19 protein-coding genes and 1 pseudogene are annotated in these 25,639 nt (G+C 66.3%); 11 read left to right on the plus strand and 9 right to left on the minus strand.

The window, feature by feature from the left end; genetic code table 11:
• Nucleotides 1-44: 44 nt before the first annotated feature.
• On the minus strand, nt 45-1,676 hold the full coding sequence (locus O0879_RS14035; RefSeq protein ID WP_289916935.1) for an alpha-D-glucose phosphate-specific phosphoglucomutase: 1,632 nt from the start codon (nt 1,674-1,676) through the stop codon (nt 45-47).
• A gap of 168 nt (nt 1,677-1,844) precedes the next feature.
• Here O0879_RS14035 and O0879_RS14040 point away from each other — a divergent pair, with 168 nt between their 5' ends.
• The 10 genes from O0879_RS14040 (at nt 1,845) to O0879_RS14085 (ending at nt 13,512) form a co-directional block, all read left to right on the plus strand.
• On the plus strand, nt 1,845-2,330 hold the full coding sequence (locus O0879_RS14040; RefSeq protein WP_289903810.1) for a sigma-70 family RNA polymerase sigma factor: 486 nt from the start codon (nt 1,845-1,847) through the stop codon (nt 2,328-2,330).
• The gene (locus O0879_RS14045; protein ID WP_289916936.1) at nt 2,330-3,436 is read left to right on the plus strand and encodes a FecR domain-containing protein; all 1,107 of its coding nucleotides are present in this window, start codon (nt 2,330-2,332) and stop codon (nt 3,434-3,436) included. Before O0879_RS14040 ends, O0879_RS14045 begins: the two co-directional genes overlap by 1 nt.
• Nucleotides 3,437-3,523: 87 nt before the next feature.
• Nucleotides 3,524-5,920 (plus strand): TonB-dependent receptor, encoded by a 2,397-nt coding sequence (locus tag O0879_RS14050; RefSeq protein WP_289916937.1) that lies wholly within the window; start codon nt 3,524-3,526, stop codon nt 5,918-5,920.
• 377 nt (nt 5,921-6,297) lie between these two features.
• On the plus strand, nt 6,298-7,044 hold the full coding sequence (locus O0879_RS14055) for a DUF4198 domain-containing protein (RefSeq protein WP_289916938.1): 747 nt from the start codon (nt 6,298-6,300) through the stop codon (nt 7,042-7,044).
• Nucleotides 7,045-7,046: 2 nt separating this feature from the next.
• A complete protein-coding gene (locus O0879_RS14060) occupies nt 7,047-7,385 on the plus strand; it encodes a DUF3649 domain-containing protein (RefSeq protein WP_251350631.1) in 339 nt (112 codons plus the stop codon).
• On the plus strand, nt 7,382-9,016 hold the full coding sequence (locus O0879_RS14065; protein ID WP_289916939.1) for a PepSY-associated TM helix domain-containing protein: 1,635 nt from the start codon (nt 7,382-7,384) through the stop codon (nt 9,014-9,016). The genes O0879_RS14060 and O0879_RS14065 overlap by 4 nt, the downstream gene beginning before the upstream one ends.
• Complete coding sequence (locus O0879_RS14070; RefSeq protein ID WP_289917870.1) at nt 9,016-9,369, plus strand: DUF3325 domain-containing protein; 354 nt, start codon at nt 9,016-9,018, stop codon at nt 9,367-9,369. Before O0879_RS14065 ends, O0879_RS14070 begins: the two co-directional genes overlap by 1 nt.
• A 122-nt stretch (nt 9,370-9,491) precedes the next feature.
• Nucleotides 9,492-10,034, plus strand: coding sequence for a sigma-70 family RNA polymerase sigma factor (locus O0879_RS14075; protein WP_289916940.1), 543 nt, complete (start codon nt 9,492-9,494; stop codon nt 10,032-10,034).
• Nucleotides 10,031-10,984, plus strand: a complete 954-nt coding sequence (locus O0879_RS14080) for a FecR domain-containing protein (protein ID WP_289916941.1) — start codon at nt 10,031-10,033, stop codon at nt 10,982-10,984. The genes O0879_RS14075 and O0879_RS14080 overlap by 4 nt, the downstream gene beginning before the upstream one ends.
• A 77-nt stretch (nt 10,985-11,061) precedes the next feature.
• A complete protein-coding gene (locus tag O0879_RS14085) occupies nt 11,062-13,512 on the plus strand; it encodes a TonB-dependent receptor (RefSeq protein ID WP_289916942.1) in 2,451 nt (816 codons plus the stop codon).
• Here the strand turns inward: O0879_RS14085 and O0879_RS14090 are convergent.
• Nucleotides 13,503-15,317, minus strand: a complete 1,815-nt coding sequence (locus O0879_RS14090) for an EAL domain-containing protein (RefSeq protein WP_289916943.1) — start codon at nt 15,315-15,317, stop codon at nt 13,503-13,505. The two genes, O0879_RS14085 and O0879_RS14090, sit on opposite strands and share 10 nt — an antisense overlap.
• Nucleotides 15,318-15,775: 458 nt before the next feature.
• On the opposite strand from O0879_RS14090, the gene O0879_RS14095 reads away from it, so the two are divergent.
• On the plus strand, nt 15,776-17,890 hold the full coding sequence (locus O0879_RS14095) for a TonB-dependent siderophore receptor (protein WP_289916944.1): 2,115 nt from the start codon (nt 15,776-15,778) through the stop codon (nt 17,888-17,890).
• Here the strand turns inward: O0879_RS14095 and O0879_RS14100 are convergent.
• The 7 genes and pseudogenes from O0879_RS14100 to O0879_RS14130 form a co-directional block, all read right to left on the minus strand.
• Nucleotides 17,887-19,512, minus strand: coding sequence for a methyl-accepting chemotaxis protein (locus tag O0879_RS14100; protein WP_289916945.1), 1,626 nt, complete (start codon nt 19,510-19,512; stop codon nt 17,887-17,889). The genes O0879_RS14095 and O0879_RS14100 overlap by 4 nt on opposite strands.
• Before the next feature lie 229 nt (nt 19,513-19,741).
• The gene (locus O0879_RS14105; RefSeq protein ID WP_289916946.1) at nt 19,742-20,314 is read right to left on the minus strand and encodes a cytochrome b; all 573 of its coding nucleotides are present in this window, start codon (nt 20,312-20,314) and stop codon (nt 19,742-19,744) included.
• The gene (locus O0879_RS14110; RefSeq protein WP_289916947.1) at nt 20,298-20,957 is read right to left on the minus strand and encodes a TetR/AcrR family transcriptional regulator; all 660 of its coding nucleotides are present in this window, start codon (nt 20,955-20,957) and stop codon (nt 20,298-20,300) included. The genes O0879_RS14105 and O0879_RS14110 overlap by 17 nt, the downstream gene beginning before the upstream one ends.
• A gap of 85 nt (nt 20,958-21,042) precedes the next feature.
• Entirely contained in the window at nt 21,043-22,512 is a 1,470-nt protein-coding gene (gene xylB, locus O0879_RS14115) for a xylulokinase (RefSeq protein ID WP_289916948.1), read from the minus strand.
• A 17-nt stretch (nt 22,513-22,529) separates the two neighbouring features.
• Nucleotides 22,530-23,420: an AraC family transcriptional regulator gene (locus O0879_RS14120; protein ID WP_289916949.1), complete on the minus strand. Its 891-nt coding sequence runs from the start codon at nt 23,418-23,420 to the stop codon at nt 22,530-22,532.
• A 70-nt stretch (nt 23,421-23,490) separates the two neighbouring features.
• Nucleotides 23,491-24,591 (minus strand): annotated as a pseudogene (gene ugpC, locus O0879_RS14125) (sn-glycerol-3-phosphate ABC transporter ATP-binding protein UgpC); the annotation flags it as partial.
• Nucleotides 24,592-24,593: 2 nt separating this feature from the next.
• Nucleotides 24,594-25,634, minus strand: a complete 1,041-nt coding sequence (locus O0879_RS14130; RefSeq protein WP_289916950.1) for an NAD(P)-dependent alcohol dehydrogenase — start codon at nt 25,632-25,634, stop codon at nt 24,594-24,596.
• Between the last annotated feature and the right edge of the window lie 5 nt (nt 25,635-25,639).

Genomic DNA, 25,639 nt, shown 5'->3' on the forward strand with positions numbered 1-25,639 from the left:
CCGGTTTGATGTAACGCAAAAGGGCGCCCGAGGGCGCCCTTTTTTTACGTCGTCACCGTCGGCCCGTCGCGCCCCGTGCGTGCGCGGATCTGCGCCACTGTTTCCGCCACGGCGATCAGCCCCGCCAGCGCTTGCTGGGTCGGCAAGTCATGCTGAGCCGGATCGGCTGCGTAGCGCTCCAGGTACAGGCGCAGGGTGGCGCCTTCGGTACCCGTGCCGGACAGGCGCAGCACGATGCGCGCGCCGTCCGTCATGATGATGCGGATGCCCTGCTGCGTCGCCACCGAGCCGTCGACGGGGTCCGTGTAGCTGAAATCGTCGGCCAGCGCCACCGTGTAGCCGCCCAGCGCCTGGCCCGGCAAGGCGGCTAGCTGGCCGCGCACGGCGTCCATCAGCTGCGCCGCTCCGGCGCTGTCGATGTCTTCGTAATCGTGGCGCGAATAGTAATTGCGGCCATGGGTGGCCCAGTGGGCACGCACGATCTCTTCCACCGATTGCTTTTTCTCAGCCAGCAGGTTGAGCCAGAACAACACGGCCCACAGGCCATCCTTTTCGCGCACGTGGTTCGAGCCCGTGCCGTAGCTTTCTTCGCCGCACAAGGTAGCCAGGCCCGCGTCGAGCAGGGTGCCGAAGAACTTCCAGCCAGTCGGCGTCTCGTAGCACGGTATGCCCAGCGCGCTGGCGACCCGGTCGGCCGCGCCCGACGTGGGCATGGAGCGGGCGATGCCTTTCAGCCCGGCGCGGTAGCCGGGCGCCACAGTGGCGTTGGCGGCCAGGATGGCCAGGCTGTCCGAGGGCGTCACGTCGAAGCGGCGGCCGACGATCATATTGCGGTCGCCATCGCCGTCCGAGGCGGCGCCGAAGTCGGGCCCATCGTCGGCCGCCATGATGGCGATCAATTCCTGCGCGTTGACGGGATTCGGGTCCGGGTGGCCGCCGCCAAAATCGGCCAAGGGCACGCCGTTGATGACGCTGCCCTTGGGCGCGCCCAGCATGCCTTCCAGGATGGCCGTCGCATACGGGCCGGAAACGGCGTGCATGCCGTCAAAGCAGATGCGCAAGCCGCCCGCGAACAGGGCGCGGATGGCGTCGAAGTCGAACAGCTGCTGCATCAGTTCCGCGTAATCGAGCACCGGATCGATCACCTCGACCGTCATCTGTTCGATACGCACCACTCCCAGGGCATCGAGGTCGATGTCGGCAGCGTCGCTGATGCGGTATTCGGTGATCGTTTGCGTGCGCGCAAACATGGCCTCGGTGACTTTTTCGGGCGCCGGGCCGCCATTGGCGATGTTGTACTTGATGCCGAAATCGCCATCGGGGCCGCCCGGGTTATGGCTGGCCGACAGGATCAGGCCGCCGCTGGCGCCATGCTTGCGGATGACGCAGCTGACGGCCGGCGTCGACAGGATGCCGCCTTGTCCCAGCAGCACGCGCGCGTAACCGTGCGCGGCCGCCATGCGCAGCACCGTCTGGATGGCCGCGCGGTTGTAATAACGTCCGTCGCCGCCCAGCACCAGAGTCTGGCCGCGGCAGTCGCCCAGCGTGTCAAAAACGCTCTGCACGAAATTTTCCAGGTATTGCGGTGCGCTGAAGACAGCCACCTTCTTGCGCAAGCCCGAAGTGCCGGGCCGCTGGCCCGCTACCGGCGCCGTATTGATGATTTGAATAGCCATCTTGCCTCCTTATTAACTTCCGATGGTAACGCATGCCAGGCAAGCGGCAAAGCGTTGTACATCTGCCACGGTGCGCCAAGCCGCTTAGCGCCACATCCCGGCATGACATATAATGAGAATCATTCTCATATGCGGCATTCCTGGCTGCGGACTCATACATCGGACGCCGTGGTTGCACGCTATTACCAAGAACTGTTGAACTTTTGCTGGCGCAGCTTGCGCAACCGCGAGGCCGCTGCCGACCTGGTGCAGGAAAGCTATGCGCGCGTGCTGGGCGAAGCGGCCGTGCGCGAACCGCGCGCGCTGCTGTACCGCACGGCGCGCAACCTGCTGATCGACAAGCACCGCCGCGCCGCCTTGCGCCAGCACGAGGAGCTCGACGCCCTGCCGGAGGCCGCGCATCCGGCCGCCCCCCGTCATCTGCAGCCGGAACAGGCGCTGGAAAGCAGCCAGGACTGGCAAGCCTGCGTGGCCGCCATCGACGCCTTGCCGCCCCGCTGCCGCGACGCCTTCGTGCTGCACGTGTTCGAGGAATTGCCGCACGCGCAAATCGCCGCGCGCATGGGCATTTCCGTGAGCATGGTGGAAAAACATATCGCGCGCGGCATGCTCAGTTGCCAGGCGCAGTTGCATTCTTTGCGGGAAGCCACATAATGGCGCCCATGACCGCCCACTCGCCCCGCCATGATTTCGGCCCCTCTGCCCAGGAGCAGGCGGACTTGCGCGAGTACGCCGACTTTGCCGCCACACAAGATGACGTGGCGCTGGCGGCCGCCACCTGGTTCAGCCGGCACGGCAACCTCGATGCGCAGGGCCAGTCGGCGTTTGCCGCCTGGCTGGCGACCGATGCGTTGCACGCGCAGGCATATGCGCAGCTGCAGCAGACCCACCGCGCAGCGCGGCGGATTCCCGCGCAAGTCGCCGCGCGCTGGGCGGTGCCCCCGGCTGCGGCGCCATTGCCGCGCCGCCCGTTTCTGTGCTCCCTGCGCGCGCTGCCGTATGCGGCCGCCGCCATGCTGCTGCTGAGCGTGGGCGCGGGCGGCTACCAGTGGTGGCAACAGCAAGCCGTGTTCAGCCAGTCATATGCCACCGTGCGCGGCCAGCGCCTGGCCGTCGCGCTGCCCGACGGCAGCCAGCTGCAGCTCGATACGGCCACACAGCTGCACGTCACCCTGTACCGCCAGCGGCGCGAAGTGCGCCTGGCGCACGGCGAAGCGCTGTTCCAGGTGCAATCGAAGCAGGGCCAGCCCTTCGACGTGCTCAGCGGTCCATTGACAGTGACGGTGGTAGGCACGCAGTTTTCCGTGCGCAATACCCTCGAACACGACGGCAAGCTGCGCGTGGCCGTGCAGCATGGCCAGGTGCGCGTGGCGGGTGCGCGGCAAGACCGGGTCGACCTGCGGGCCGGCCAGGGCGTCAGCAGCGATGCCAGCGGCCGCCTGTCGGCCATCGCCAGCCTGGCCCCGGGCAGCGTGGCGCCGTGGCGCGACGGCAGGGTCACCTTCGACAATGTGCCGCTGGGCGCGGCGCTGGCCGAGTTCGAACGCTATGGCGACACGGGCTTCGTCGTGCACGATCCCGCCGTCGCCAGGCTGCGCATCGGCGGCAGCTTCAGCCTGACCCAGCTGGACCGTTTCGCCGCTGCCCTGCCGCAACTCTTGCCCGTGCAGATCGTGCGCAGCGGCACCGTCAGCACCATCGGCATGGCGCCGAAAGCCGCCGCGCAGGCGCCGGCCATGCAACTGCAAAAAAATAAATGAAAATAATTCGCATTCGCAGGTGAGGGTTTTCTCCGCTGCCGCGTCTACCAAGTTAATCGACAATAAATTAACCTGGAGAAATGCAACATGTGGTCCCCCCGCCTCAATCTGACACCCGCTCCCCTCGCCCTGGCCGCCATGCTGGCCTTGGGCAACATCCCCCTGGCACAGGCGCAAACCTTGTCCCCCGTCAAACTGGCCATCGCCGCCCAACCGCTGGGGCAAGCCCTGAATGAACTGGCACGGCAAGCCAATCTGCAACTGCTGTTTGCGCCGGAACTGGTGGCCGGCAAGACGGCACCCGCCGTCAGCGGCACCCTGAGCGTGGCCGACAGCCTGGAGCGCCTGCTGGCCGGCAGCGGCCTGGCCGCCAGCATCGACGGCAACAGCGTCATCATCCGCCCCGCGCCCGCCGCCACGGGCAAGGTGGCGACCCTGGCGGAAATCACCGTCAGCGCGCGCCAGGACGCGACCATCGATACCGAACTGACGAAGTCGTATGCGGCGCAAGCGGTGAGCATCGGCAAGGGCCGGCAAAGCCTGCGCGACATTCCCCAGTCCATCTCCGTGCTGACGCGCCAGCAGCTGAACGACCAGAATTTGCTGAGCCTGGACGACGCCATGCGCGGCGTGACGGGCATCACCGTCGAAGCGAGCAGCACGGGCGGCAACCACGGCAATTTTTACTCGCGCGGCCATGCGCTCGACGCGGTACAGGTCGATGGCGTGATGACGCCCGCCAGCACGGGCAACGACCTGTCGGCCGGCTACGGCCTGGCCATCTATGACCGCGTGGAAGTGCTGCGCGGCCCCGCCGGCCTGTTCCAGGGCGCGGGCGACCCGGGCGGCACCATCAATCTGGTGCGCAAGCGGGCGCGCGACACCTTCGCCGCCAGCGGCGTGCTCAGCGCGGGTTCCTGGGACCGTTACTATGCGGAAGCGGACGTCACCGGCCCCCTGAGCGCGGATGGCAAGGTGCGCGGCCGCCTGGTGGCCGCGTATGAACACCGGCGCTCCTTCGTCGACCACGTGTATGCGGAAAAACCGCTGCTGTACGGCACCGTCGCCATCGACCTGGCGCCGGGCACCGTGCTGACGGGCGGCGTCACCTGGCAGGAATACAAGGGCCGTCCCGCCTTCGGCCTGCCCGCCTATGAAGACGGGCGCCTGCTGGACGTGCCCCGCTCGACCTACCTGGATCCGGCCTGGAACCACATCACGGAAAAGGTCACGGAATATTTTGCCGAACTCGATCACAAGCTGGACAACGGCGGCCAGTTCAAGGTGACCGCCCTGTCCCGCGAACAGGACGAACCATCGCGCCATTTCGGCTGGTCCGATTGTTCGGCAGACCCTGTCACGGGCGACAGCTGCCTGATCACCTGGAGCTACCGCAGCCACTGGAAGACGCAGGGACTCGATGCTTACCTGGCCACGCCCTTCCAGGCGTTCGGCCGTAGCCACGACCTGATCGTGGGCGCCGACTACCGCCAGGTGCACAAGAATTTCCGCTACGGCGGCGGCAAGGACACCCCGATCAACATCTTCCATCCGGATAACAATATCCCCCAGCCCAGCTACACTTTTACCGACGGCAACGACAACCGCACCAAACAGTTCGGCCTGTATGCGCGCACCCGCCTGCAGGCAACGGACCGGCTGGCCGTCAACCTGGGCGGGCGCCTGACGCACCGAAATAACCATACCGTCAGCCGCAATACGTATTTCAACCAGTTCACCGACGTCAGCAACACCATCAAGGCCAAGTTCACGCCGTACGCAGGCCTGGTCTATGAGCTCGACAAGCAGGTATCGGCCTACGGCAGCTACACGCGCATCTTCTCGCCCCAGACCACCACGGACGCAGCAGGCCAAACCCTGAAGCCGCGCACGGGCCAGCAATTCGAACTGGGCTTGAAGGCGCAGCTGTTCGACAAGAACGTCAATGCGCATGCGGCCCTGTTCCGCATGGAAGACGAGAACCGCGACATGCCCGATCCGGCCAACCCGCTGTTTTCCATCGGCGCCGGCAAGATGCGCAGCCAGGGCCTGGAAGCCGAGCTGAGCGGCAGCCCCCTGCCGGGCTGGAACATCACGAGCGGCTATTCCTACACCAGCACGCGCACCCTCGAAGGCAGCGATGACCAGAAAGCGCAACTGTATTCCTTCATCGCGCCACGGCATAACTTCAACCTGTGGACCAATTACCGGCTCGCCGGCGCGCTCGACAAGATCAGCGTGGGCGGTGGCTTGCGCAGCGTCAGCAGCATGTACCGCCTGAACGGGCCCGTGAAATTCGAACAGGGCCCCGTCACCACGGTGGGCTTGCAGGCGGGCTACCGCCTCAGTCCCACGCTGGAGCTGTCGTTGACGGTGAACAACCTGTTCGACAAAAAATACTACACGCGCGTGTGGGCCGCGTATGGTTCCAACTTCTATGGCGAACCGCGCAACGCCATGCTGACCCTGCGCGGCCAGCTGTAAACTCCGCGCTCCCGCGCACGCACGGCCGCCGCGTCACTGCGGTGGCCGTGCGCGTTTACAACATCACACTCTTGCATGTCTCGCAACCTCGCACTATAATAAGAATAGTTCTCATTCACATTTGGATTCCATTCGGAGTCTGCATCTCGCATATCCCGCCTGCCATCGACCGGCCAGGACGGCATGGCCGATGCGCAGCTGGATGACACGCTGCGCCAGCCAGGCATCCCTGCCAAGCAAGCCTTCCCATATCGATAACGCAAAAAGGTCGTTTCATGGCGCGAGCACGTTCGCTGGCCGGCGCTGCCGCCGCCACTTTTCGGTACTTTGCACCGCTGCGACAACCACGTTTCTCACCACAAACTAAGGCATACACCATGCACCTCACTTCCATCGCGCGCCTCGGCGCCCTCGCCGCCGCCCTGCTGGGCGCGGCCCTCGTTTCCGGCGCGGCCAGCGCGCACCAGATCTGGCTGCAGCAGGACGGCAAGACGGCCAGCGTGTACTTCGGCGAATTCGGCGACAACCTGCGCGAAGCCTCGCCCGGCTTGCTGGACAAGTTCAGCATCAAGAACGTGACGTGGGTGTCCGCCAAGGGCGCGCAACCGTTGCAGGCGAGCAAGACGGCCGGCGCGTTCATCCTGAATGGCAAGGTGGGCGCCGGCGAAAGCATCATCGTCGAGGAAGACAACTACCCGTCGTGGGAAGAGAAAAAGGATGGCAAGGCCACGCGCACCGTGTGGGTCCCGGCCGCGCGCCTGGTCGCCGACGGCAAGGCGCAAGCGCCCGCGCTGACCCTGGACCTGGTGCCGACCGGCAAACCAGGCCAGTTCCAGGTCAGCTACCAGGGCAAGCCGCTGGCGCAAGCCAAGGTCAACGCCGTGGTGCAGTCGGGCTGGGGCAAGGAAGTGTGGAGCGATGCGCAAGGCCTGGTCAGCTTCCCGCTGCCATGGAAGGGCACCTATGTGCTGGAAGTGCAACACACGGACAAGACGGCCGGCCAGCGCGGCGCGCAAGCCTATGACAAGGCCATGTTCGTGACGACCCTGAGCCTGGTGCAGCCGCAAGGCGTGACGCCGCTGCCGGCCGGCCCGGCCCTGCCACCGAGCAAGGATCACGACTGACCATGCAAGCGCCAGCCACCACTGAAAAAATGCCGCGCCTGCGGCTCTCCGCCGGGGCCGTGTACCGCCTCGGCGTGGCTTCGCGCAGCGTGGCGGCCATCGTTGGCGGCTACGTGCTGGCCGCGCTGGTCACCATGCTGCTGTCGGTGAGCCTGCCCATGGCCCGCTCCGAAGCCGTCATGACGGCCACCCTGCTGTCGTTTGCCATCTATACCTGCGCCGTGATGTGGGTCTTCGCCACGCGCAGCGCCCTGCGCGCCTGGCTGGGCCTTCTGATTCCCGCCGCCGTCATCGCCGCCATCCTGCAGTGGATGGACGCACTATCCTGGAGTCTCGCATGAAAGAAGGTTTCCGCCAGTCGATGGCATGGCTGCACACCTGGTCCGGCCTGCTCGTCTGCTGGATCTTGCTGCTGGTGTTTTGCGCCGGCACGGCCAGCTACTACCGCAATGAAATCACCCTGTGGATGCAGCCCGAACTGCATGGCGCCGCCGCCAGCGAAGTGACGACGGAAGTGGCGGCCAAGGTCGCGCAACAGGCGATGGAGGAGCGGGCCACGGGCGCCACGCGCTGGTTCATCAGCCTGCCCGGCGAACGCAATCCCGCCACGCAGCTGGGCTGGAGCAAACCGTCGCAACCGGGCGAAAAGAAACGCGGACGGCGCGGCAATTTTCATAGCGAAAAAGCCGACCCGGCCACGGGCGAAGTGCTGTCCAAGCCGCGCGAGACGCGGGGCGGCGAATTCCTCTACCGCCTGCATTTCGACCTGCACTACATGTCTGCCATCTGGGGCCGCTGGATCGTGGGCTTCTGCGCCATGTTCATGTTCGTCTCCATCATCAGCGGCATCGTCACGCACAAGCGCATCTTCAAGGACCTGTTCACCTTCCGGCCGAAGAAGGGCCAGCGCTCGTGGCTGGACGCACACAACGTGACGGCCGTGCTGGCCCTGCCCTACCACATGATGATCACCTACACGGGCCTGGTCACCCTGATGTTCCTGTACATGCCGTCCGGCGCCACGGCCGCCTACAAGGGCGACCAGGATGCCTTCTTTGCCGAAGCCTTCCCGGGCCGCTCGGACGAGCGCAAGGCGGCCGGCGTGGCCGCGCCGCTGACGCCGTTCGCGCCCCTCGTGCGCCAGGCGGAACAGCACTGGGGCGGCGGCAAGGTCGAGCGCATCTCCGTGAATAATCCGGGCGACGCCAACGCCACCGTGACGCTGTCGCGCGCGTCCGGACGCGACATGTCGTCGAAGCAGCCGTCGCTGGAATTCGATGGCGTGTCCGGCAAGCTGCTGGCCACCGACGGCGACGCGCTGCCCGGCGCGGCGGCCACGCACGGCGTCATGTATGGCCTGCACATCGCCCGTTTCGGCGGACCGCTGCTGCGCGCCCTGTTCTTCCTGTCCGGCCTGGCCGGCTGCGCCATGGTCGCCACGGGCGCCTTGCTGTGGGCCGTCAAGACGCGCCAGAAGCAGGCCAAGGCGCTGGCCGCCGGCAAGCGCGCCAGCTTCGGCCTGCGCCTGGTGGAAGCGCTCAACATCGGCGCCATCGCCGGCATCCCGATCGCCTTCGGCGCCTATTTCTGGGCCAACCGCCTGCTGTCGGTGACGATGGAAGACCGGCCGCAGGAGGAAATCGCCTGCTTCTTCGGCGCCTGGGCCCTGGCCGCCATCATTGCGCAGCTGCGTCCGTCGCGCGCCATGTGGCGCATGCAGCTGGCCGCCGGTGCCGTCCTGCTGGCGTCGCTGCCCGTGCTGAACGTCTTCACCACCGAATCGCACCTGGGCGTGACCCTTTTCCTGGGCCGCGGCCCCGTGGCGGTGGCCGCCTTCGACCTGGTGGTGCTGGTGCTGGGCCTGGGCCTCGCGTATGCGGCGTTCAAATTGAAACCGCTGCCCGTGAAGGCGGCCAAGGCACACAAGGCAACGGATGCGGTAAAACCGGCGCAAACGATGGAGGCCGCGTGATGGAACTGTTAGCCAATTTCCTCGTCTTTGCCTTGTGCTACGCAGGCCTGTCCTCGCTGTGCCTGGCGATGGACCGCCACTACGCCGACTTGCACGGACGCGGCGCCGAACCGCCCGCGCCGCTGCGCCGCCGCCTGCAGTGGACGGGGTGGCTGGCGCTGGCGGCCGGCCTGGCCTGGGCCATGCACATCGCCGGCGGCGGCTACGGCCTCGTCTACTGGGTCGGCAGCCTGACGGGCTGCGGCTTGCTGCTGATCTGGCTGCTGCCCTACGCGCCGCACCAGGCCATGCGCCTGGCGCGCCTCATCGGCGGCGCGGCCGTGCTGGCCGCCATCGCGCTGGCCATGCTGTAGCGGGACTGGCCGCGCCGCCACGCGACGGCCATGCGTGGCGGCGCAGCAACAGCGCATTGCGCCGCCACGCCCGGCGCGCTAAAATGAGAATAATTCTTATTTGCATTAAGGTTTTCCCCACCATGCCAGGCAGTCCGTTCGCGCCCTCTCCCCTGCTGCCCACGCAGCTGGAAAACCATTACCGCGCGCACCACAGCTGGCTGGCACACTGGCTGCAGCGGCGCCTGGGCAATGCGGCCGAGGCAGCCGACCTGATGCAGGACACCTTCACGCGCCTGCTGGCCGGCGTGCCCGCGCAGCCGCAGACGCCGGCCCTGCGTGCGCCGAAAGCCTACCTGGCGACCGTCGCCAAGCACCTGCTGATCAACCACTTGCGGCGCCAGTCGCTGGAACGGGCGTGGGCCGATGCGCTAGCCGCGCAGCCAGAGCAGCACCAGCCCTCCGTCGAGCAGCGCGCGCAAATCCTGCAGGCGCTGCAAACGGTCGATGCCATGCTCGACGGACTGAAACCGAAGGTGCGCACCGTCTTCATCCTGGCGCAGATCGAAGGCCATGCCTATGCGGACATCGCCGCGCAACTGGGCATCGGCGAGCGCTCCGTGAAGCGCTACATGGCCGAGGCGCTGACCGAATGCGTGCTGCTGGCGCCGGACCTGCTGCCATGAGCGCGGCCGCGCCACCGCCTCCTCTGCTGTCGCGCAAGGTGGCGCGCCAGGCCGTCGAATGGTATTTGCTGGAGCAGTCGGGCCAGGCCACGTCGGACGACCTGGCCGCCAGTGCGCAGTGGCGCGCGCTCGACCCGGAACACGCGCGCGCCTGGAACAGGGTGCAGCAAGTGAGCCAGACAGCCGGTCTGCTGCCGCCGGAGCTGGCCGTGCCTGTGCTGCGCCGTCCGCAGCGCCGCGTGGCCGTGCAGCTGCTGCTGGCGCTGATGGCGGCGCCCGCCGCCTGGCTGCTGGCGCGCCACGAGATACTGGCCGATTACCGCAGCGGCGTGGGCGAGCGGCGCGACATATCCTTGCCCGATGGCGGCACCCTGGTGCTCAACACGGACAGCGCCGTCGATGTGGCGTATGGCCCCGACGAACGCCGCCTGACCCTGCGCCGCGGCGAAGTACTGGTGCAGACGCGCCCCGACCACGCGGGCAACCGCCCTTTCCTCGTCGCCACCTGCCATGGCCGCATCCGCGCGCTGGGCACGCGCTTCACCGTGCGCGTCGACGACGACGGCAGCCGCGTGACGGTGCTCGAACATGCGGTGGAAATCACACCGCGCGCGCCCTCGGCCACCGTCCGCACGCTCATGGCGAACCAGCAGGGCCGCTTCGACGCCAGCCACGCCAGCCTGCCCACGCCGGCGCCGCTGCAAGCCGACGCGTGGGCGCGCGGCATGCTGGCGGCGCAGGACATGCGCCTCGACGCCTTCGCCTTCGAACTGTCGCGCTACCGCCCCGGCCTGCTGCGCGTGGAACCGCAGGTGGCGGGCTTGCGCCTGTCGGGCGCCTTCCAGCTCGACGACACGGACGCCGTGCTGGACAGCCTGGCGCGCATGCTGCCCGTCGACGTGCTGTACCGCAGCCCGTACTGGGTCACCATCGCGGCCCGCAAAAAATAACTTACAAAATTGGCCCCTTTTTTCACCGCTGCCTGTCCTGTGAGTATGACAACGACACTCACCGGAAAGGAAAGACCATGCACCCTCCTCGTCTGACTCCCCTCGCGCGCGCCATCGGCAGCGCCGTGCTCCTGCTGTCGCTGGCGCAGGCGCCGGCCATGGCAGCCGATGCCGCCGCCGCGCCAGTTGCCGCGCAAACGGCCTTCAACGTGCCGGCGGGCGAGCTGTCCGCCGCCATCGCCAGCTTTGCCATCGAGGCGAAGGTAAGCGTGGGCGCGGCGGCCGAGCTGCTGCAAGGCGTGCGCACGCCGGGCCTGAGCGGCAGCTACACGGTGCCGCAGGCGCTGGCCCGCCTGCTGGCCGGCACGGGCCTCGAGGCACTTCCCAGCGGGGAGCGCAGCTACGTGCTGCGCAAGTCGGGCGCTGCGTCGCCCGCCGCGCCGATCGCCGCCACCCTGGGCGAAGTGGCCGTCAGCTCCAGCGCCCTGCGCGACGGCACCACGGAAGGCAAGCGCGGCTACGCGGGCCTGACCAGCGCCACGCGCCTGAACCTGTCGCTGCGCGAAACGCCGCAAGCCGTCAGCGTCATCACGCGCCAGCAGATCGAGGACCAGGGCTTGAAAACCCTGCAGGACGTGCTGCTGCAGGCGCCCGGCATCACGGTGGATCATTCGTCGAGCACGCGCGAATACGACCAGGTGTTTTCCCGCGGCTTCGAAGTCACGTCGTACATGTTCGACGGGATCCCGACCAGCAAGAGCCTGGAAGCGCGTACCTACGACATGGCCATCTACGACCGCGTCGAGGTCATCCGCGGCGCGACAGGCCTGATCAGCGGCACGGGCAGCCCGTCGGCCGCCATCAACCTGGTGCGCAAGCGCCCGGGCCGCACGTTTGCCGCCACGGCCGGCGCGCAGCTGGGCTCATGGGACCGTTACCGCGTCGAGGGCGATGTCTCGACGCCCTTGACGGCGGACGGCAAGGTGCGCGCGCGCCTCGTCGCCGCGCATGAAGACCAACGCTCGTTCATCGACCGCTACCAGCAGAAAAAGGACGTGCTGTACGCCATCGTCGAAGCGGACCTGTCGCCTTCGACGGTGCTCAGCGCCGGCATCAACTACCAAAAGGAAAAGCTCAAGGGCGCGGGGCGCGAATTCCCCGTGTTCTACGCCGACGGCTCGCAAACCCATTTTCCCCGCTCGATGAACGGCACGGCCGCGTGGAGCACGTATGACCGCGAACAGAACATGCTGTTCGCCACGCTCGACCACTATTTCGACAACGACTGGATCGCCAAGGTGGCCGTCAGCCGCAGCAGCAACCAGTACGACGCCCTGCAGGGTTTTTCCGGCAACGGCTACCCGGACCGCGTGACGGGCGGCGGCATGAAGCTGTGGTTGGCCAACTGGCACAGCAAGCCGCAACAGACCTCGCTCGATGCGTACGTGAGCGGCCCGTTCCAGGCCTTCGGCCGCAAGCATGAACTGGTGCTGGGCGTGAGCGCCTCGGAACTCAAGACGAATGGCCCCATCTACCCGAACTGGCGCCTCGACGGCTACGACTACACGGTGCCGGATATCCACGCCTGGCATGGCGCCATGCCGGTGCCCGACTACAGCGGCACGCGCCTGGGCTCCTCGTACGACGAGGAACGGGAAAGCGGCGTGTATTCGACCCTGCGCCTGCGCCCGACGGACGCGCTGTCGGTGATTGTCGGGGCGCGCCTGTCGTACTGGAAGCGCGATATCCGCAGCGATTATTTCAACGACACGGACCTGTACGACGCCATGCGCGAAAACGGCAAGATCACGCCGTATGCGGGCGTGGTCTACGACCTGGGCCAGCACTGGTCGGCCTACGCCAGCTACACCAGCATCTTCACGCCGCAAAGCCAGCGCGACGTCAACAGCCGCTTCCTGGCGCCGCTGGAAGGCAAGAACTACGAAGTGGGCGCCAAGGGCGAATTCTTCGGCGGCAAGCTCACCACCAGCGCGGCCCTGTTCCAGCTGAAGCAGGAAAACCTGGCCGAAGCCGATCCGGGCAACATCTGGATCATCGGCACGGGCGGCGGCTCCTACGCCTATCACACGGTGAAGGGCGCCACCACGCGCGGCGTCGAGGCGGAAGTATCGGGCCAGCTGCGCCCCGACTGGCAGCTGACGGCCAGCTATGCGTATAGCCGCATCCGCAACGCCGCCGGCGAGCGCATCCAGACCAACCAACCGCAGAACATGGCCAAGCTGTGGACCACGTGGCGCCTGGCGCAGGGCGTGCCTAGCCTGGTGCTGGGCGGCGGCGTGAACTGGCAGAGCGATATCTACATGGATGACCGCGGGCCGAACGGCGAACGCTTCACGCAGAAGGCGTATGCCGTGGCGGGACTGATGGCGCAGTACCAGGTCACGCCGCAACTGGTGGCGACCCTGAACGTGAACAACGTCTTCGACAAGAAGTACTACTCGACGGGCATGGGCGGCTACTACGGCGATCCACGCAACGCCATGCTGTCGCTGCGCTATCAGTTCTGAATGGCTTCACTGCTTTTGAGCAGCACCTCGATGCCCTCGGGCGCCATGGCGCGGCCCAGGAAATAGCCAAACGCCTCGTCGCAGCCCATCTCGGCCAGCAGTTCCAGCTGCTCGCCGCTTTCCACCCCGCCGGCGATGGTGCGCAATCCCAGCGTGCGCGCCATCGCCACGATGGCGCGCACCATGGCGCCGTCGCCACCCGGCTTGCCCACGTCGTCGACGAAGCATTTTTCGATCTTCACTGCATCCGTGGGAAAGCGCTTCAGGTAATTGAGCGAAGCGTCGCCCGTGCCGAAATCGCTGATGGCGATCGCCATGCCCAGCTGGCGGAACTGGCGCAATATCAGTTCGCAGTTCTGGTTGCGGTCGATCAGGATGCCGGCGGCAATTTCCAGCTCGATGCAATGCCCCGGCACGCCGGCCGCTTCCAGCGCGGCGGCGAAATTGCGCGCGATGTCGCGCTGGTAGAACTGGCGCGCCGACAGGCTGACGGACACCGTCAGCATCTGCCCCTGCGCGATCCACCTGCGCGCCTGTTCCACCGCAGTGGCCATCACCCACGCCCCCACCGGCAGGATCAGGGCGATTTCCTCCAGTACCGGTAAAAAGTCGAGCGGCATCATCAGGCCCAGCTCCGGGTGCTTCCAGCGCAGCAGCGCCTTCACGCCCGTGATCGTGCGCGTCTTCAAATCCATGCGCGGCTGGTAGAACAGGGCGAATTCATTGCGTTCGAGCGCGTGGCGCAAGGCCGTCTCGAGGATGGTGCGCGAATACGACTGCGTCTGCATGCGCGGCGCGTAGCGCAGGCAGGTGCCGGGCGCGTGGCGCTTGGCCGCATACATGGCCAGGTCGGCCTTTTCGATCAGCGCATTGACGTCGTCGTCATCGTCCGGGTACAGGGCCACGCCCACGCTGGCCGCCACCGACAGGCTGTATTCGCCGATGACGAAGGGGGCAGCGATGGCGCCGACGATTTTCTCGGCCACCCGCTCGGCATCGTGCGCCGTGCGCAATTCCGTCAGCAGGATGATGAATTCGTCGCCGCCCTGGCGCGCCACCGTGTCGACCTTGCGCACGCACTGCTGCACCCGGCGCGCGAACTCCGTCAGCACCTGGTCGCCCACGTCGTGCCCCAGGCTGTCATTGATGGATTTGAAGCGGTCGATATCGACGAACAGCACCGCCAGCAACGCCTGGTGGCGGCGCGCGTAGGCGATGCCGTGTTCGAAGCGGATCTGGAAATGCAGCCGGTTCGGCAAGCCCGTCAAGCCGTCGTGGTGGGCGATGAATTCCAGCTGCTGCTCGGCGCGCCGGCGCGCCGACACATCGTGCAGCAGCAGCACCGCGCCGCCCTGCTCCAGCGGCGCGCAGCTGTACTGCACGTCGATGCGCTTGCCGTCGAGATGGCGCAGCAGCACGGCGCCGCGTGCCACTTCCAGCACTTCCTGCTGCGCCACGCAGTCGCGCACCTGGCGCGCCGCATCGATGGGCGTGCCGTCATGGAACAGCGGCAGCAGCTGCGTCACGGGCTGGCCCAGGCCATCGTTGCCCAGCAGCCCGCCCATGGCGCTGGCGCGGGGATTCAGGTAGCGCACCACGCCAGCGTGGTCGGTGCCGACGACGGCCGCCGGCAAGGCGTGCAGCAGCGCCAGCGCATCTGCCATGCGCTGCGCCTGCGCCGCCTGCAGCACCACGCCTGTCGCATGGCGCAGGCGCCACGTGCGCGCCGCCTGCCACTGGCAGGCCAGCAGCACGCTCAGCATCACGGCCAGGGTCAGGCACAGCGCCAGCAGCAGCGTCGTCATGCGTCACCCGGCAGGCAAGAGGTGGAAGACATGCTTTTCCTTTGCAACGCGCGCCATGCGGCCAGGCGCAGAACCATGCGGAAAGGAAATAATATAAGAATTCCGGCGCGATATTTGCCTGATCGGGCGCCGCTTGACTGGTGTCAATCACGGCGGGGCGTGATCACTGTTGCAATCCTCCCACAGACAATCTCACCAATTATTGCAACAATTGCTGTGCAACACTAAAATGAGAATGATTCTCATTCTTGGGAATCAGTTCCATTCATCTGAGTCCCTGCGCCCACGCCAGGACCGCAGCGGCATGGCCAGGCAAGCCAGGCGCAACACTCCCCCAGCGACGCATATTTTGAAACAGGCATCCGCCTGCTTCATCCACCACATCATCGCGACACCGGGAGTAATCAATGACAATACACAGCGCACAGCGAAAGGCCGCCGCGTTGGCGCCAACCCTCATGGCCGCAGCCATTCTCGGCACCTTGGGTGCACCAGCCCATGGCCAGACGCAGCAGCAGGAACAGAATCTGCCCGAGGTGCGCGTCAACGCGCAGGCCGCCTCCGCCACCACCGAAGGCAGCGGCTCCTACACCAGCGGCAGCATGAACGCGGCCACGCGCCTGAACCTGTCCGTGCGCGAGACGCCGCAATCGGTCAGCGTCGTCACACGCCAGCAAATGGACGACATGAATATCCGCTCGGTCGAGGACATCGCCAATGTCACGCCGGGGCTGAGCCTGAACAAGGGCGCCACCGAGCGGGCCAGCTTTTATTCGCGCGGTTTCTCGATCAGCAATTTCACGGAAGACGGCCTGACCATGTCGGCCGACGGCGACACCCTCGGTTTCGCTACCCTGGCCATGTACGACCGCGTCGAAATCCTGCGCGGCGCGGCCGGCATGCTCAATGGCGTGGGCAACCCGTCGGGCACGATGAATTTCGTGCGCAAGCGCCCCACGGCGCAGAACGAGGTGTCGCTCACGGGCAGCATCGGCCGCTACAACGACTACCGCGGCGAAGTCGATGCGCGCGGTGCACTGAACCAGGCGGGCAGCCTGCGCGGGCGCGCCGTGGCCGCCTATCAGGATACCGACACGTTCATCTCGAACTACCGCCACAAGCGCGCCCTGCTCTACGCCACCGCCGATGCCGACCTGTCGCGCGACACGACCCTGAGCGTGGGCTTTCACGTCAACGACGAGCGCAATCCCGGCTCCACGTGGTACGGCTTGCCAACGGCGCTCGACGGCAGTTTCCTGCCGCTCGACCGCTCGGCCACTAACGCGCCCGACTGGACCTTCTGGAACAAGAAAAACACGCGCCTGTTCGCCGAACTCGAACACCGGCTGGGCGACGGCTGGAAGGTCAAACTGGCGGCGCAGGCGCTGCAGGACGAACTCGACTCCGTCGTCACGGGCATCGCCCGCGTGCCGAAGACGAATCTGTTCCGTCTCAGCGCGGCCAACGCCTTTGTCTACGACCGCCAGCAGCGCATAGTCGATGCGCAGGCAGCCGGTCCTTTCAGCCTGCTGGGCCGCCGCCATGAAATCGTCTTCGGCGCCAACTATCGCACGCGCGATACCGAGGACAAGGGCTACAAGTCGGTGCCCGACTACAGCTACACCTTCAATCCCGTGCGCTGGGATACGGGCGCGCCCGTGAAACCCGCGATCGGCACGTTCTATTATGGCCAGGACAGCAAGACGAAGCAGACGGGCGTCTACACGACGGCCCGCTTCAGCCTGGCCGATCCGCTGGCCCTGCTGGTGGGCGGCCGCGTCGACTGGTACGACTATCGCGCCATCAACACGTTGTCGGGCGCGCGCTCCGGCTACAAGGTGAGCCGGGAAGTCACGCCATATGCCGGCTTGGTGTACGACGTCGACGCCCACCATTCGCTGTACGGCAGCTGGACCAGCATCTTCAATCCGCAAAGCGCCGTCGACAGGAATGGCGTGCTGCTCGATCCCGTCACGGGCATCAACATGGAAGCGGGCGTAAAGGGCGAATACTTCGGCGGCGCGCTGAACGCCTCGGCGGCCGTGTTCCGCATCGTGCAAAAGAACCTGGCGACCGCGCTGCCGCTGACGCAGTGCGGTCCCGGCCTGCTGTCTTGCTCCGAGGCGGCCGGTGAAGTGCGCAGCGACGGGGTTGAACTGAGCGTGTCCGGCGCGTTGACGCCGCGCTGGCAGGTGAGCGCGGGCTTTACCTACAACACGGCCGAATACGCCAAGGCGCAAGGCAGCAATGCCGTCGGCGCGCGCTATGCGGCCGAGCGCCCCAGCCGCCTGCTGCGCCTGTCCACCAGCTATCGCCTGTCCGATGCGTGGCGCGTCGGCGGCGCGCTACGAGCGCAGAACCAGATCTACAAGACCAACAGCGCCATCCGCCAGGGCGGCTACGCGGTGGCCGACCTGAACGCGGGCTGGCAAGTGAACCGCCAGCTCGACGTGCGCCTGAGCGTGACCAACGTCTTCGACCGCAGCTACTACCAGGCCATCAGCAGCATCGACAGCGGCAATGCATTCGGCGATCCGCGCAGCGCCGTGCTGACGGCGAAGTACACGTTTTAAGCCAGCGCCAGCCGGCCCGGCTTCAGTTCCGGCGTCGACGCCAGCGCCGGCGCCGCATGCAGCTTGAAGATGCTGACGGCGTCGGCCAGACTGGCCGCCTGCTGCTGCAGCGCGTCTGCGGCGGCGGCGGCCTGCTCCACCAGGGCCGCGTTCTGCTGCGTCACGCCATCCATCTGGCTGATGGCGATGCTGATCTGCTCGATGCCGTCGCGCTGCTCCACGCTGGCCACGGCGATCTCGCCAATGATGGCGTTGACGCGCTGCACGCTGCTCACCACGTCATCCATCGTGCGCCCCGCCTGGCCGGCCAGCACGCTGCCCTCTTCCACCGTGCGCACGGATTCGCCGATCAACTGCTTGATTTCCATGGCCGCTGCGGCCGAGCGTTGCGCCAGGTTGCGCACTTCCGTCGCCACGACGGCGAAGCCGCGTCCCTGCTCGCCCGCGCGCGCCGCTTCCACAGCCGCATTCAGGGCCAGGATATTCGTCTGGAAGGCGATGCCGTCGATGACGGCGATGATGTCGACGATGCGCTTCGACGAGGCATTGATATGGCTCATGGTCTGCACCACCTGCGCCACGGCCTCGCCGCCGCGCTGCGCCACGTCGGAAGCGCCGCCGGCCAGCTGGCGCGCCTGGTCCGCGTTGTCGTTATTCTGCCGCACGGTGGACGTCAGCTCGATCATCGAGGCGGCCGTTTCTTCCAGCGAACTGGCTTGCTCCTCCGTGCGCGACGACAGGTCCATGTTGCCGCTGGCGATTTCAGCGGACGCCGTGGCGATGGCGTCCGTGCCGGCGCGTACCCGTCCCACGATGGCGGCCAGGTTGCCGCTCATCGCTTTCAAGGCGCGCAGCAGGTCGCCGATTTCATCGCGGCTGCCGTCGGCCACCACGGCGCGCAAATCGCCGGCCGCCACCTGCTGGGCGATGCCGACGGCCGCGCCCAGCGGCACCGTGATGCTGCGGATCAGCCACCACACGGTGATGGAGCCCACGACCAGGGTCACCAGCACGGTGGCCAGCATGGCGATGCTGGCGCTGCGGTGCGCGGCGTCATCCTGCTCCTTCATCTGTGCCATCAGGGCATGCGACTGCTTGCCGATGGCCGTGACGATGGCGTCGATCTGGCGTGTCGGTTCGCGGTCCATGCCCTTGACCAGCGCATCGACGGCCTGCGCGCTGTCGGCGCGCGCGCCGTCATACTTTTGCAGCGCCGCCAGGTAGCTCACGCCCAGCGCGTCGTGCGCCTGCAGCGCCTGCTCCACGGGTGCCGTGTCGAGTTTTAATGCGCCCATCATCGCCTGCAGGCTTTTCAATTCCTTGCGCGTCTGCGCGCCGCTGGCGACAAACGCTTCGCGGTAGCGCTGGAAGGCGGCCGCATCGCCGCCGCGCAACAGGATGTTTTTCCATTCCTGTACCTGGATCTTGAATTCTACCTGCGCGCTGCGCGCCGCGTCGACCGCTTCCGTCAGGGCGACGGAACGCTGCATGGCGTTTGCGCTGCGCGCACTGGCCGCATCGAGCGCGCTCCAGCCACGCGCGCCAACGAACACCAGCGCAAGAAAGAAGAAGGCGCCCAACAGACCCAGGCGGACGGAGATTTTCAGATTCGCGAGTTGCATGTGTTTCTCCCGGCGGCAAGAACAGGATGGCAACAAAGGCGCCACCAAAACTATCCAATTCTCACCAAATAGGGAAATCATGGGGCGCGCCCCGTGAAAAACCAAGCAGCGCTTTCGTTAGAGAAACACTTTCAACATAGAAACAACAAATTACAGCGCAAGGTTGACTGGATGGTCATTATTTTCCGTCACCGTCATGGTCATCCGGGCAAGCTTGCCCGTACCCGCATCAAGGCAGCATGCGGGTCAGTACATCGTCCTTGCGCACGCGGTGATGGAACACGGCGGCCAGCACATGCAAGCCCACCACGCCCCAGGCTACCCATTTGCCCAGGAAGTGGTGCACGATATCCACCGGCGCCTCGAAGCTTTCCCAGGTCATGCCGAAAGTCGTCGCCATCGACTCGAACAGCGCCGTATCGCGAAAGCTGGGCACGGCAAACAGGCCAAAGTCGGTATGCAGGCCCGTGCCCACGTAACCGGTCAGGGGCAGCACGATCAGCAGGCCATACAAGCCCCAGTGCGCGGCATGCGCCAGCCTGTGCTCCAGCGCAGAGCCGGGCGGATCCTGCGGCTGCACGTCGAGCAGCCGCCACGCCAGGCGCGGCAGCACCAGCGCGCCCACCAGCAAGCCCAGCATCCAGTGCACGTTCAATACCGCCAGCGTACCGGGCGCCTCTTCGTCCAGGAACCAGATCACATAGTAGACAACGACATACGCGCCGATAAAGGCGGCGGCGCTGGTCCAGTGAAAGAACTTGGCGAGCGCACCAAAACGGTCGGCGTTATTTTTCCATTGCATGGGGCGGTTCCTGGGAAGTGAAAGCGGATGCGGGGTCGGCCAGCAGGCCGCTGAGCAGCTTGTCGAGGGCCGCCAGCGACATGGCCAGCCGCGCGGGCGGGTCGCCATCGGCTTCGGCGATCCAGAAGGCCGCTTCGGTCACGGCGCCATACAGCATGCGGGCCGTCACGCCAGTATGCGCAGGCAGCGCCACGCCTTCATCGATCAGCCCCTGCAGCGCCGCCTGCAACGCGGCGATGCCGACGCTCTGGTGCGCCTGCGGCACGTCGCCGAACATGGCGCGCGCATCCTGCAGGATGATGCGGCGCAGTTCGGGCACCAGCGCCAGTTCCAGGTAGCCCTGGCAGCGGCGGCGAAACGCTTGCCACGAAGAGGGCGCGGCGTCCGCCATGGCTTGCAGGCGCTCGCCAACTTCGCCCTCGAGCTGATCGATCACGGCAAGCAGCAATTTTTCCTTGCTGCCGAAATGGTGGTACAGCGCGCCGCGGGTCAGGCCGGCGGCAGCCGTGAAATCATCCATCGAGGTATTCGCATACCCCTGTTCGGCGAACGCATGGCGCGCCGCCGCCAGCAGCCGGGCGCGGGTTTCCTCGATCATGCTGCTGCGGCTGCGGCGCGGGGGTGATACGGTGGAGACGGGCATGGACAGTCCTTTCACATACGTAGCGTATGTGAAAGCATGTTATTGACATACGTTGCGTATGTCAATGCAAAAATACCTGCCGGCGTCAGTGCGCAGCCGCTCCCGCGAACTCCGCGCGCAGCAGCGGATACAGGCGCCGGTAGCGCGCCAAGCGGTCGTCCAGCACGGCGGACGCTTGCGGCGCCACCGTTTCCTGCACGGGCGGGCGCGTGCACACCTGCGCGGGCGACAAGCCCGTCACCGCCATCTGCGCCAGTCGCGCCGCGCCCATGGTGCCGCCGGCCACGCCGTGGTCGTGGCGCAGCACGTTCAAGCCCGAGGCATTCGCGCACAGCTGCGCCCAGAAGCGGCTGCGCGAGCCGCCGCCGACGAACGACGCTTCTTCCAGATGCGTGCCGGCGCTGCGCAAGGCCGCGTTGCCGTCGGCCATGGCAAAGGCCACGCCTTCCATCACGCTGTAGGCCAGTTCGGCGCGCCCGTGTTCCGTCGACAGGCCGAAGAACACGCCACGTGCGGAGGCGTCGTTGTGCGGCGTGCGTTCGCCGCTCAAATACGGCAGGAAGATGGGCGCCGTGCGCGCCTCGACGTTTTCCGCCAGCCTTGCCAGTTCGCCGATGTCGCCCGACTGCGTCAGCCGCGCCACCCAGCTGAGGCTGGAGGCGGCGCTGAGGATCACGCTCATCTGGTGCCAGCGCTCGGGCAGGCAATGGCAGAACGCATGCACGCCCTGGCCCGGATTCGGCGCGAAACCGTCGCTGCCGGCGAACAGCACGCCGGACGTGCCCAGCGACAGCAGGCCGGCGCCCGGCTCCACCACGCCCAGACCCACGGCGGCGGCTGCGTTGTCGCCCGCGCCGCCGGCCAGCAGCACCGTATGCGCGATACCCCATTCCTGGCACAGGGCCGGGCGCACCTGCGCGGCGGCGGCGCTGCCTTCGACGAGGCGCGGCATGTGCTCGCGCGAGAGGCCGGTGGCGGCCAGCATGCGCTCGGACCAGTCGCGTCTGGCCACGTCCAGCCACAGGGTGCCGGAAGCGTCGGACAGGTCGGACACATACTCGCCCGTCAGGCGCAGGGCCACGTAATCCTTCGGCAGCAAGACCTTGGCCGTGGCGCGGAACAGCGACGGTTCGTACTTTTGCAGCCACAGCAGCTTGGGCGCCGTGAAGCCGGGCATGGCCTGGTTGCCGGTGATGGCGCGCGACTCGGGCACCAATGCTTCCAGTTCCACGCATTCGGCAAAGGCGCGCGTATCGTTCCACAGGATGGCCGCGCGCAGCACGTGCTGCTGCTTGTCGAGCAGGGTGGCGCCATGCATCTGGCCCGATAGGGCGATGCCGCGCAGGCCGGAAAACGCCACCGGCTGCGCAGTGCGGATGGCGGCGATGACGTCCAGGGTGGCATGCCACCAATCCTCGGGATTCTGTTCCGACCAGCCGGGATGGGGACTGGAGACGCGCAGGGTCACGCCGGCGCTGGCAAGGATGGCTTGGGCATCATCGGTGAGGATGGCCTTGACTTCGGAAGTGCCGATATCGATACCGAGATAAGTCATTTGATTCCAAAAGAAAGTTAAGAATGGACGTCGCCGGACGGCTCGGGCATGTTCATCAGCAGGCAGGAGCGGAATTTCGACGGCGACATCTGCTTGTGGGCCAAAAACTGGCGGTTGAAATTGGAAAGGTTGTTGAATCCCGTGCGGTAGCAGATATCGGTGACCTTCATGTCCGTGTTCATCAGCAGTTCGCAGGCCAGAGCGATGCGCTCCTGGTTCACGTATTGAATGAACGAGGTGCCCGTATGCTTGCGGAAGAAACGCGTGAATTTCAGGGTGTTCATTTCCGCCACGTCGGCCACGTCCTGCTCGCAGAAATCGAGCGTGATATTTTGCTTGATATAGGCCAGCACCAGGTTGATGGTGGACGACATGTAGCGCCCCGCCTGCGCCAGGTAGGTGACGCTGGCCAGGGGGCGCCGCTCGCGGCAGTCGCACAGCTCGCCGAACAGGCGCGTAAACAGTTCGACGCGGCGCAAGCCCTGCGCCGTCGTCAATTCCTTCATCAGCGGCACCAGGCGCAGGCCCAGCGCATCGGGAAACTGCAAGCCCCTGCCCGCCTCGCCCAGCAGGGCTTTCAGAGGCGCCATTTCCGGAAACAGCAGCGCGCAACGTTCGATGAAGTCGCTGGAAAACTGCAGCACCAGGTCGCGCTCGGGCAGAACCACGCCTTCCGGCAATTCGCTGACCCAGTTATGCGGCAGGTTCGGCCCTGTCAGGATCAGGTTGCCCGCCCCGTAACTGCCGATATGGTCGCCGATAAAAAATTTTCCGCTCGATGTAATGATGAAGTGCAGCTCGTACTCGGGATGAAAATGCCATTTCGCCACGGTGTGCGGAAAGCCGTGCGCCCACGCGCGAAACGATTCGTGGATCGGTTTGTGGATCAGTTCCAGGTCAGGCGTCACGGCAGTTCCCTTGCGCAGTCTCGGTGCCAGCTATTCTAACCACTTACTGACCACTGAGCGCCACGGCCAGCCCACTGTCGGCGTCGAACAGATGCATGTGCTCTTCATCGAAGGCCAGCGCCAGGGTCTGCCCTACCTGCGCCGCGCTGTTGGCCGCATTCGCCGGCAGCAAGGCCGACAAGGTCAAGGCACCGCACTGAAAACTGATCAGCGCTTCCGCGCCCAGCAGCTCGACCAGGTCGACCACGCACGCCAGGCCATGCGTGCCAGCCGGTTCCTGCGTTTGTGCCTGCGCTTGCGCCGCCCGCAAATGGTTCGGGCGCAGGCCGAAGACCACGCGCGAACCCGCCGCCAGCGCGGCGAAGCGGGGCGATACCAGGGGCCAGCGGTAGCCGGCGCACACCAGCACCGTTTGTCCGCCCTCTTTTTCGACGACGCCATCGATGAAGTTCATGGCCGGCGTGCCGATGAAGCCAGCCGCGAACAGGGTGCGCGGATGGTTGTACAGTTCCGCCGGCGTGCCGATCTGCTCGATATGCCCGCCCTTCATCAGCACCACCCTGTCGGCCAGGGTCATGGCCTCGAGCTGGTCGTGGGTGACGTACAGGGTGGTGGTGCGCAGGCGGCGGTGCAATCGCTTGATGTCGGCGCGCAGCTGGGCGCGCAGCTTGGCATCGAGGTTCGACAGCGGTTCGTCGAACAGGAACACCTGCGGCGTCTTGATCATGGCGCGCGCGATCGCCGTGCGCTGCTGCTGGCCGCCCGACATGGCGCGAGGCTTGCGCTCGAGCAGGCTGTCCAGGCTGAGGATGGCCGCCACCTCGCGCACCCGGCGCTCGATCTCGTCGTTCGGCACCTTCAGGCGACGCAAGCCGAAAGCGATATTGTCGTACACCGTCATGTGCGGATACAGCGCGTAGTTCTGGAACACCATCGCCACGTTGCGCGCGCGGGGCGGCAAATCGTTGACGACGGCGCCGCCGATCAACAGCTCGCCGCCGCTGATGTCTTCCAGGCCCGCGATCATGCGCAGCAGAGTCGACTTGCCGCAGCCCGATGGCCCCAGCAGGACGATGAACTCGCCGTCTTCGATTTCCAGGTCGAACGGCTGCAGCACGGCCGTTTTCTCGTCGTAAGTCTTGTGCAGCTGCCTGCAGGCGATATTTGCCATGATCAGTCTCCCACCAGTTCGATCTGGATCTTGACGTCGCGCGGATGGCCCTTGGCCGCTTCCTCGAACGCCTGCACGCCGTCGGCAAAGCCGAAGGTGCGCGAAATGAAAGGCTTCACGTCGATCTTGCCGGAGGCCAGCAAGGCGATGGCGCGCGGGAAGATGTTCGCGTAGCGGAACACCGACTCGATGCGCACTTCCTTGGCCTGGATGGCGACGACATCCAAAGGTACCTTATCCGGCGGCATGCCGACCAGCACCAGACAGCCGTTCGGGCACAGCAGGTCGACGATGTTGTCGTAGGCGCGCATGCTGCCGCTGGCCTCGAAGACGATGTCGGCTCCCCAGCCATCGGTGGCCTCGCGCACCGTGTCGGCCAGGCTGGCGTGGCGCACGTCGACCGTGGTCACGGCGGGATTGTCCGCGAACAGGGCCAGCTTTTCCGGCACCAGGTCGGCCAGGATCACGCGCGAGCAGCCGCCCGCCAGCGCGGCCAGCGCATTCATGGCGCCGATGGTGCCGGCGCCGATGACCACCGCCACGTCGCCCGGCTTGATGGCCGCCTTCTTCGCCGCCTGCAAGCCGATGGCCAGCGGCTCGACGATGGCGCCTTCGCCAAAGCTGACACTGTCGGGCAGCTTGAAGGTAAACGCGGCCGGATGCACGACGTACGGCGTGAGGCAACCGTGGATGGGCGGTGTGGCCCAGAAGCGCACGGCCGGATCGAGGTTGTACAGGCCGCGCATGGTGGCCGGCGAATCGAACTGCGGCACGCCCGGCTCCATGCAAACCCGGTCGCCCACTTTCAGGTGCGTGACTTCCACGCCCACTTCGTCCACCACGCCGGAGGCCTCGTGGCCGAGCACCATCGGCGCTTCGACGGCGAAGGGGCCGATCCTGCCGTGCTTGAAGTAATGCACGTCGCTGCCGCAGATACCGACGGTATGAATCCTTATTTTCACGTCGCGCGGGCCGACGGCGAGCGGCACGTCGATGTCGCGCAAGGTGATTGAATGCGCCTGTTCCAGTACGAGTGCTTGCATGATTG

Source organism: Janthinobacterium sp. SUN120, assembly GCF_030397735.1.
Taxonomy (GTDB): domain Bacteria; phylum Pseudomonadota; class Gammaproteobacteria; order Burkholderiales; family Burkholderiaceae_D; genus Janthinobacterium; species Janthinobacterium kumbetense.

Bases quoted from the DNA above. Each gene is read 5' to 3' on its own strand.
- O0879_RS14035 (WP_289916935.1), bottom strand. From the start codon at position 1,676: ATGGCTATTCAAATCATCAATACGGCGCCGGTAGCGGGCCAGCGGCCC.
- O0879_RS14045 (WP_289916936.1), top strand. From the start codon at position 2,330: ATGGCGCCCATGACCGCCCACTCGCCCCGCCATGATTTCGGCCCCTCT.
- O0879_RS14050 (WP_289916937.1), top strand. From the start codon at position 3,524: ATGTGGTCCCCCCGCCTCAATCTGACACCCGCTCCCCTCGCCCTGGCC.
- O0879_RS14055 (WP_289916938.1), top strand. From the start codon at position 6,298: ATGCACCTCACTTCCATCGCGCGCCTCGGCGCCCTCGCCGCCGCCCTG.
- O0879_RS14060 (WP_251350631.1), top strand. From the start codon at position 7,047: ATGCAAGCGCCAGCCACCACTGAAAAAATGCCGCGCCTGCGGCTCTCC.
- O0879_RS14065 (WP_289916939.1), top strand. From the start codon at position 7,382: ATGAAAGAAGGTTTCCGCCAGTCGATGGCATGGCTGCACACCTGGTCC.
- O0879_RS14070 (WP_289917870.1), top strand. From the start codon at position 9,016: ATGGAACTGTTAGCCAATTTCCTCGTCTTTGCCTTGTGCTACGCAGGC.
- O0879_RS14075 (WP_289916940.1), top strand. From the start codon at position 9,492: ATGCCAGGCAGTCCGTTCGCGCCCTCTCCCCTGCTGCCCACGCAGCTG.
- O0879_RS14080 (WP_289916941.1), top strand. From the start codon at position 10,031: ATGAGCGCGGCCGCGCCACCGCCTCCTCTGCTGTCGCGCAAGGTGGCG.
- O0879_RS14085 (WP_289916942.1), top strand. From the start codon at position 11,062: ATGCACCCTCCTCGTCTGACTCCCCTCGCGCGCGCCATCGGCAGCGCC.
- O0879_RS14090 (WP_289916943.1), bottom strand. From the start codon at position 15,317: ATGACGACGCTGCTGCTGGCGCTGTGCCTGACCCTGGCCGTGATGCTG.
- O0879_RS14095 (WP_289916944.1), top strand. From the start codon at position 15,776: ATGGCCGCAGCCATTCTCGGCACCTTGGGTGCACCAGCCCATGGCCAG.
- O0879_RS14100 (WP_289916945.1), bottom strand. From the start codon at position 19,512: ATGCAACTCGCGAATCTGAAAATCTCCGTCCGCCTGGGTCTGTTGGGC.
- O0879_RS14105 (WP_289916946.1), bottom strand. From the start codon at position 20,314: ATGCAATGGAAAAATAACGCCGACCGTTTTGGTGCGCTCGCCAAGTTC.
- O0879_RS14110 (WP_289916947.1), bottom strand. From the start codon at position 20,957: ATGCCCGTCTCCACCGTATCACCCCCGCGCCGCAGCCGCAGCAGCATG.
- xylB (WP_289916948.1), bottom strand. From the start codon at position 22,512: ATGACTTATCTCGGTATCGATATCGGCACTTCCGAAGTCAAGGCCATC.
- O0879_RS14130 (WP_289916950.1), bottom strand. From the start codon at position 25,634: ATGCAAGCACTCGTACTGGAACAGGCGCATTCAATCACCTTGCGCGAC.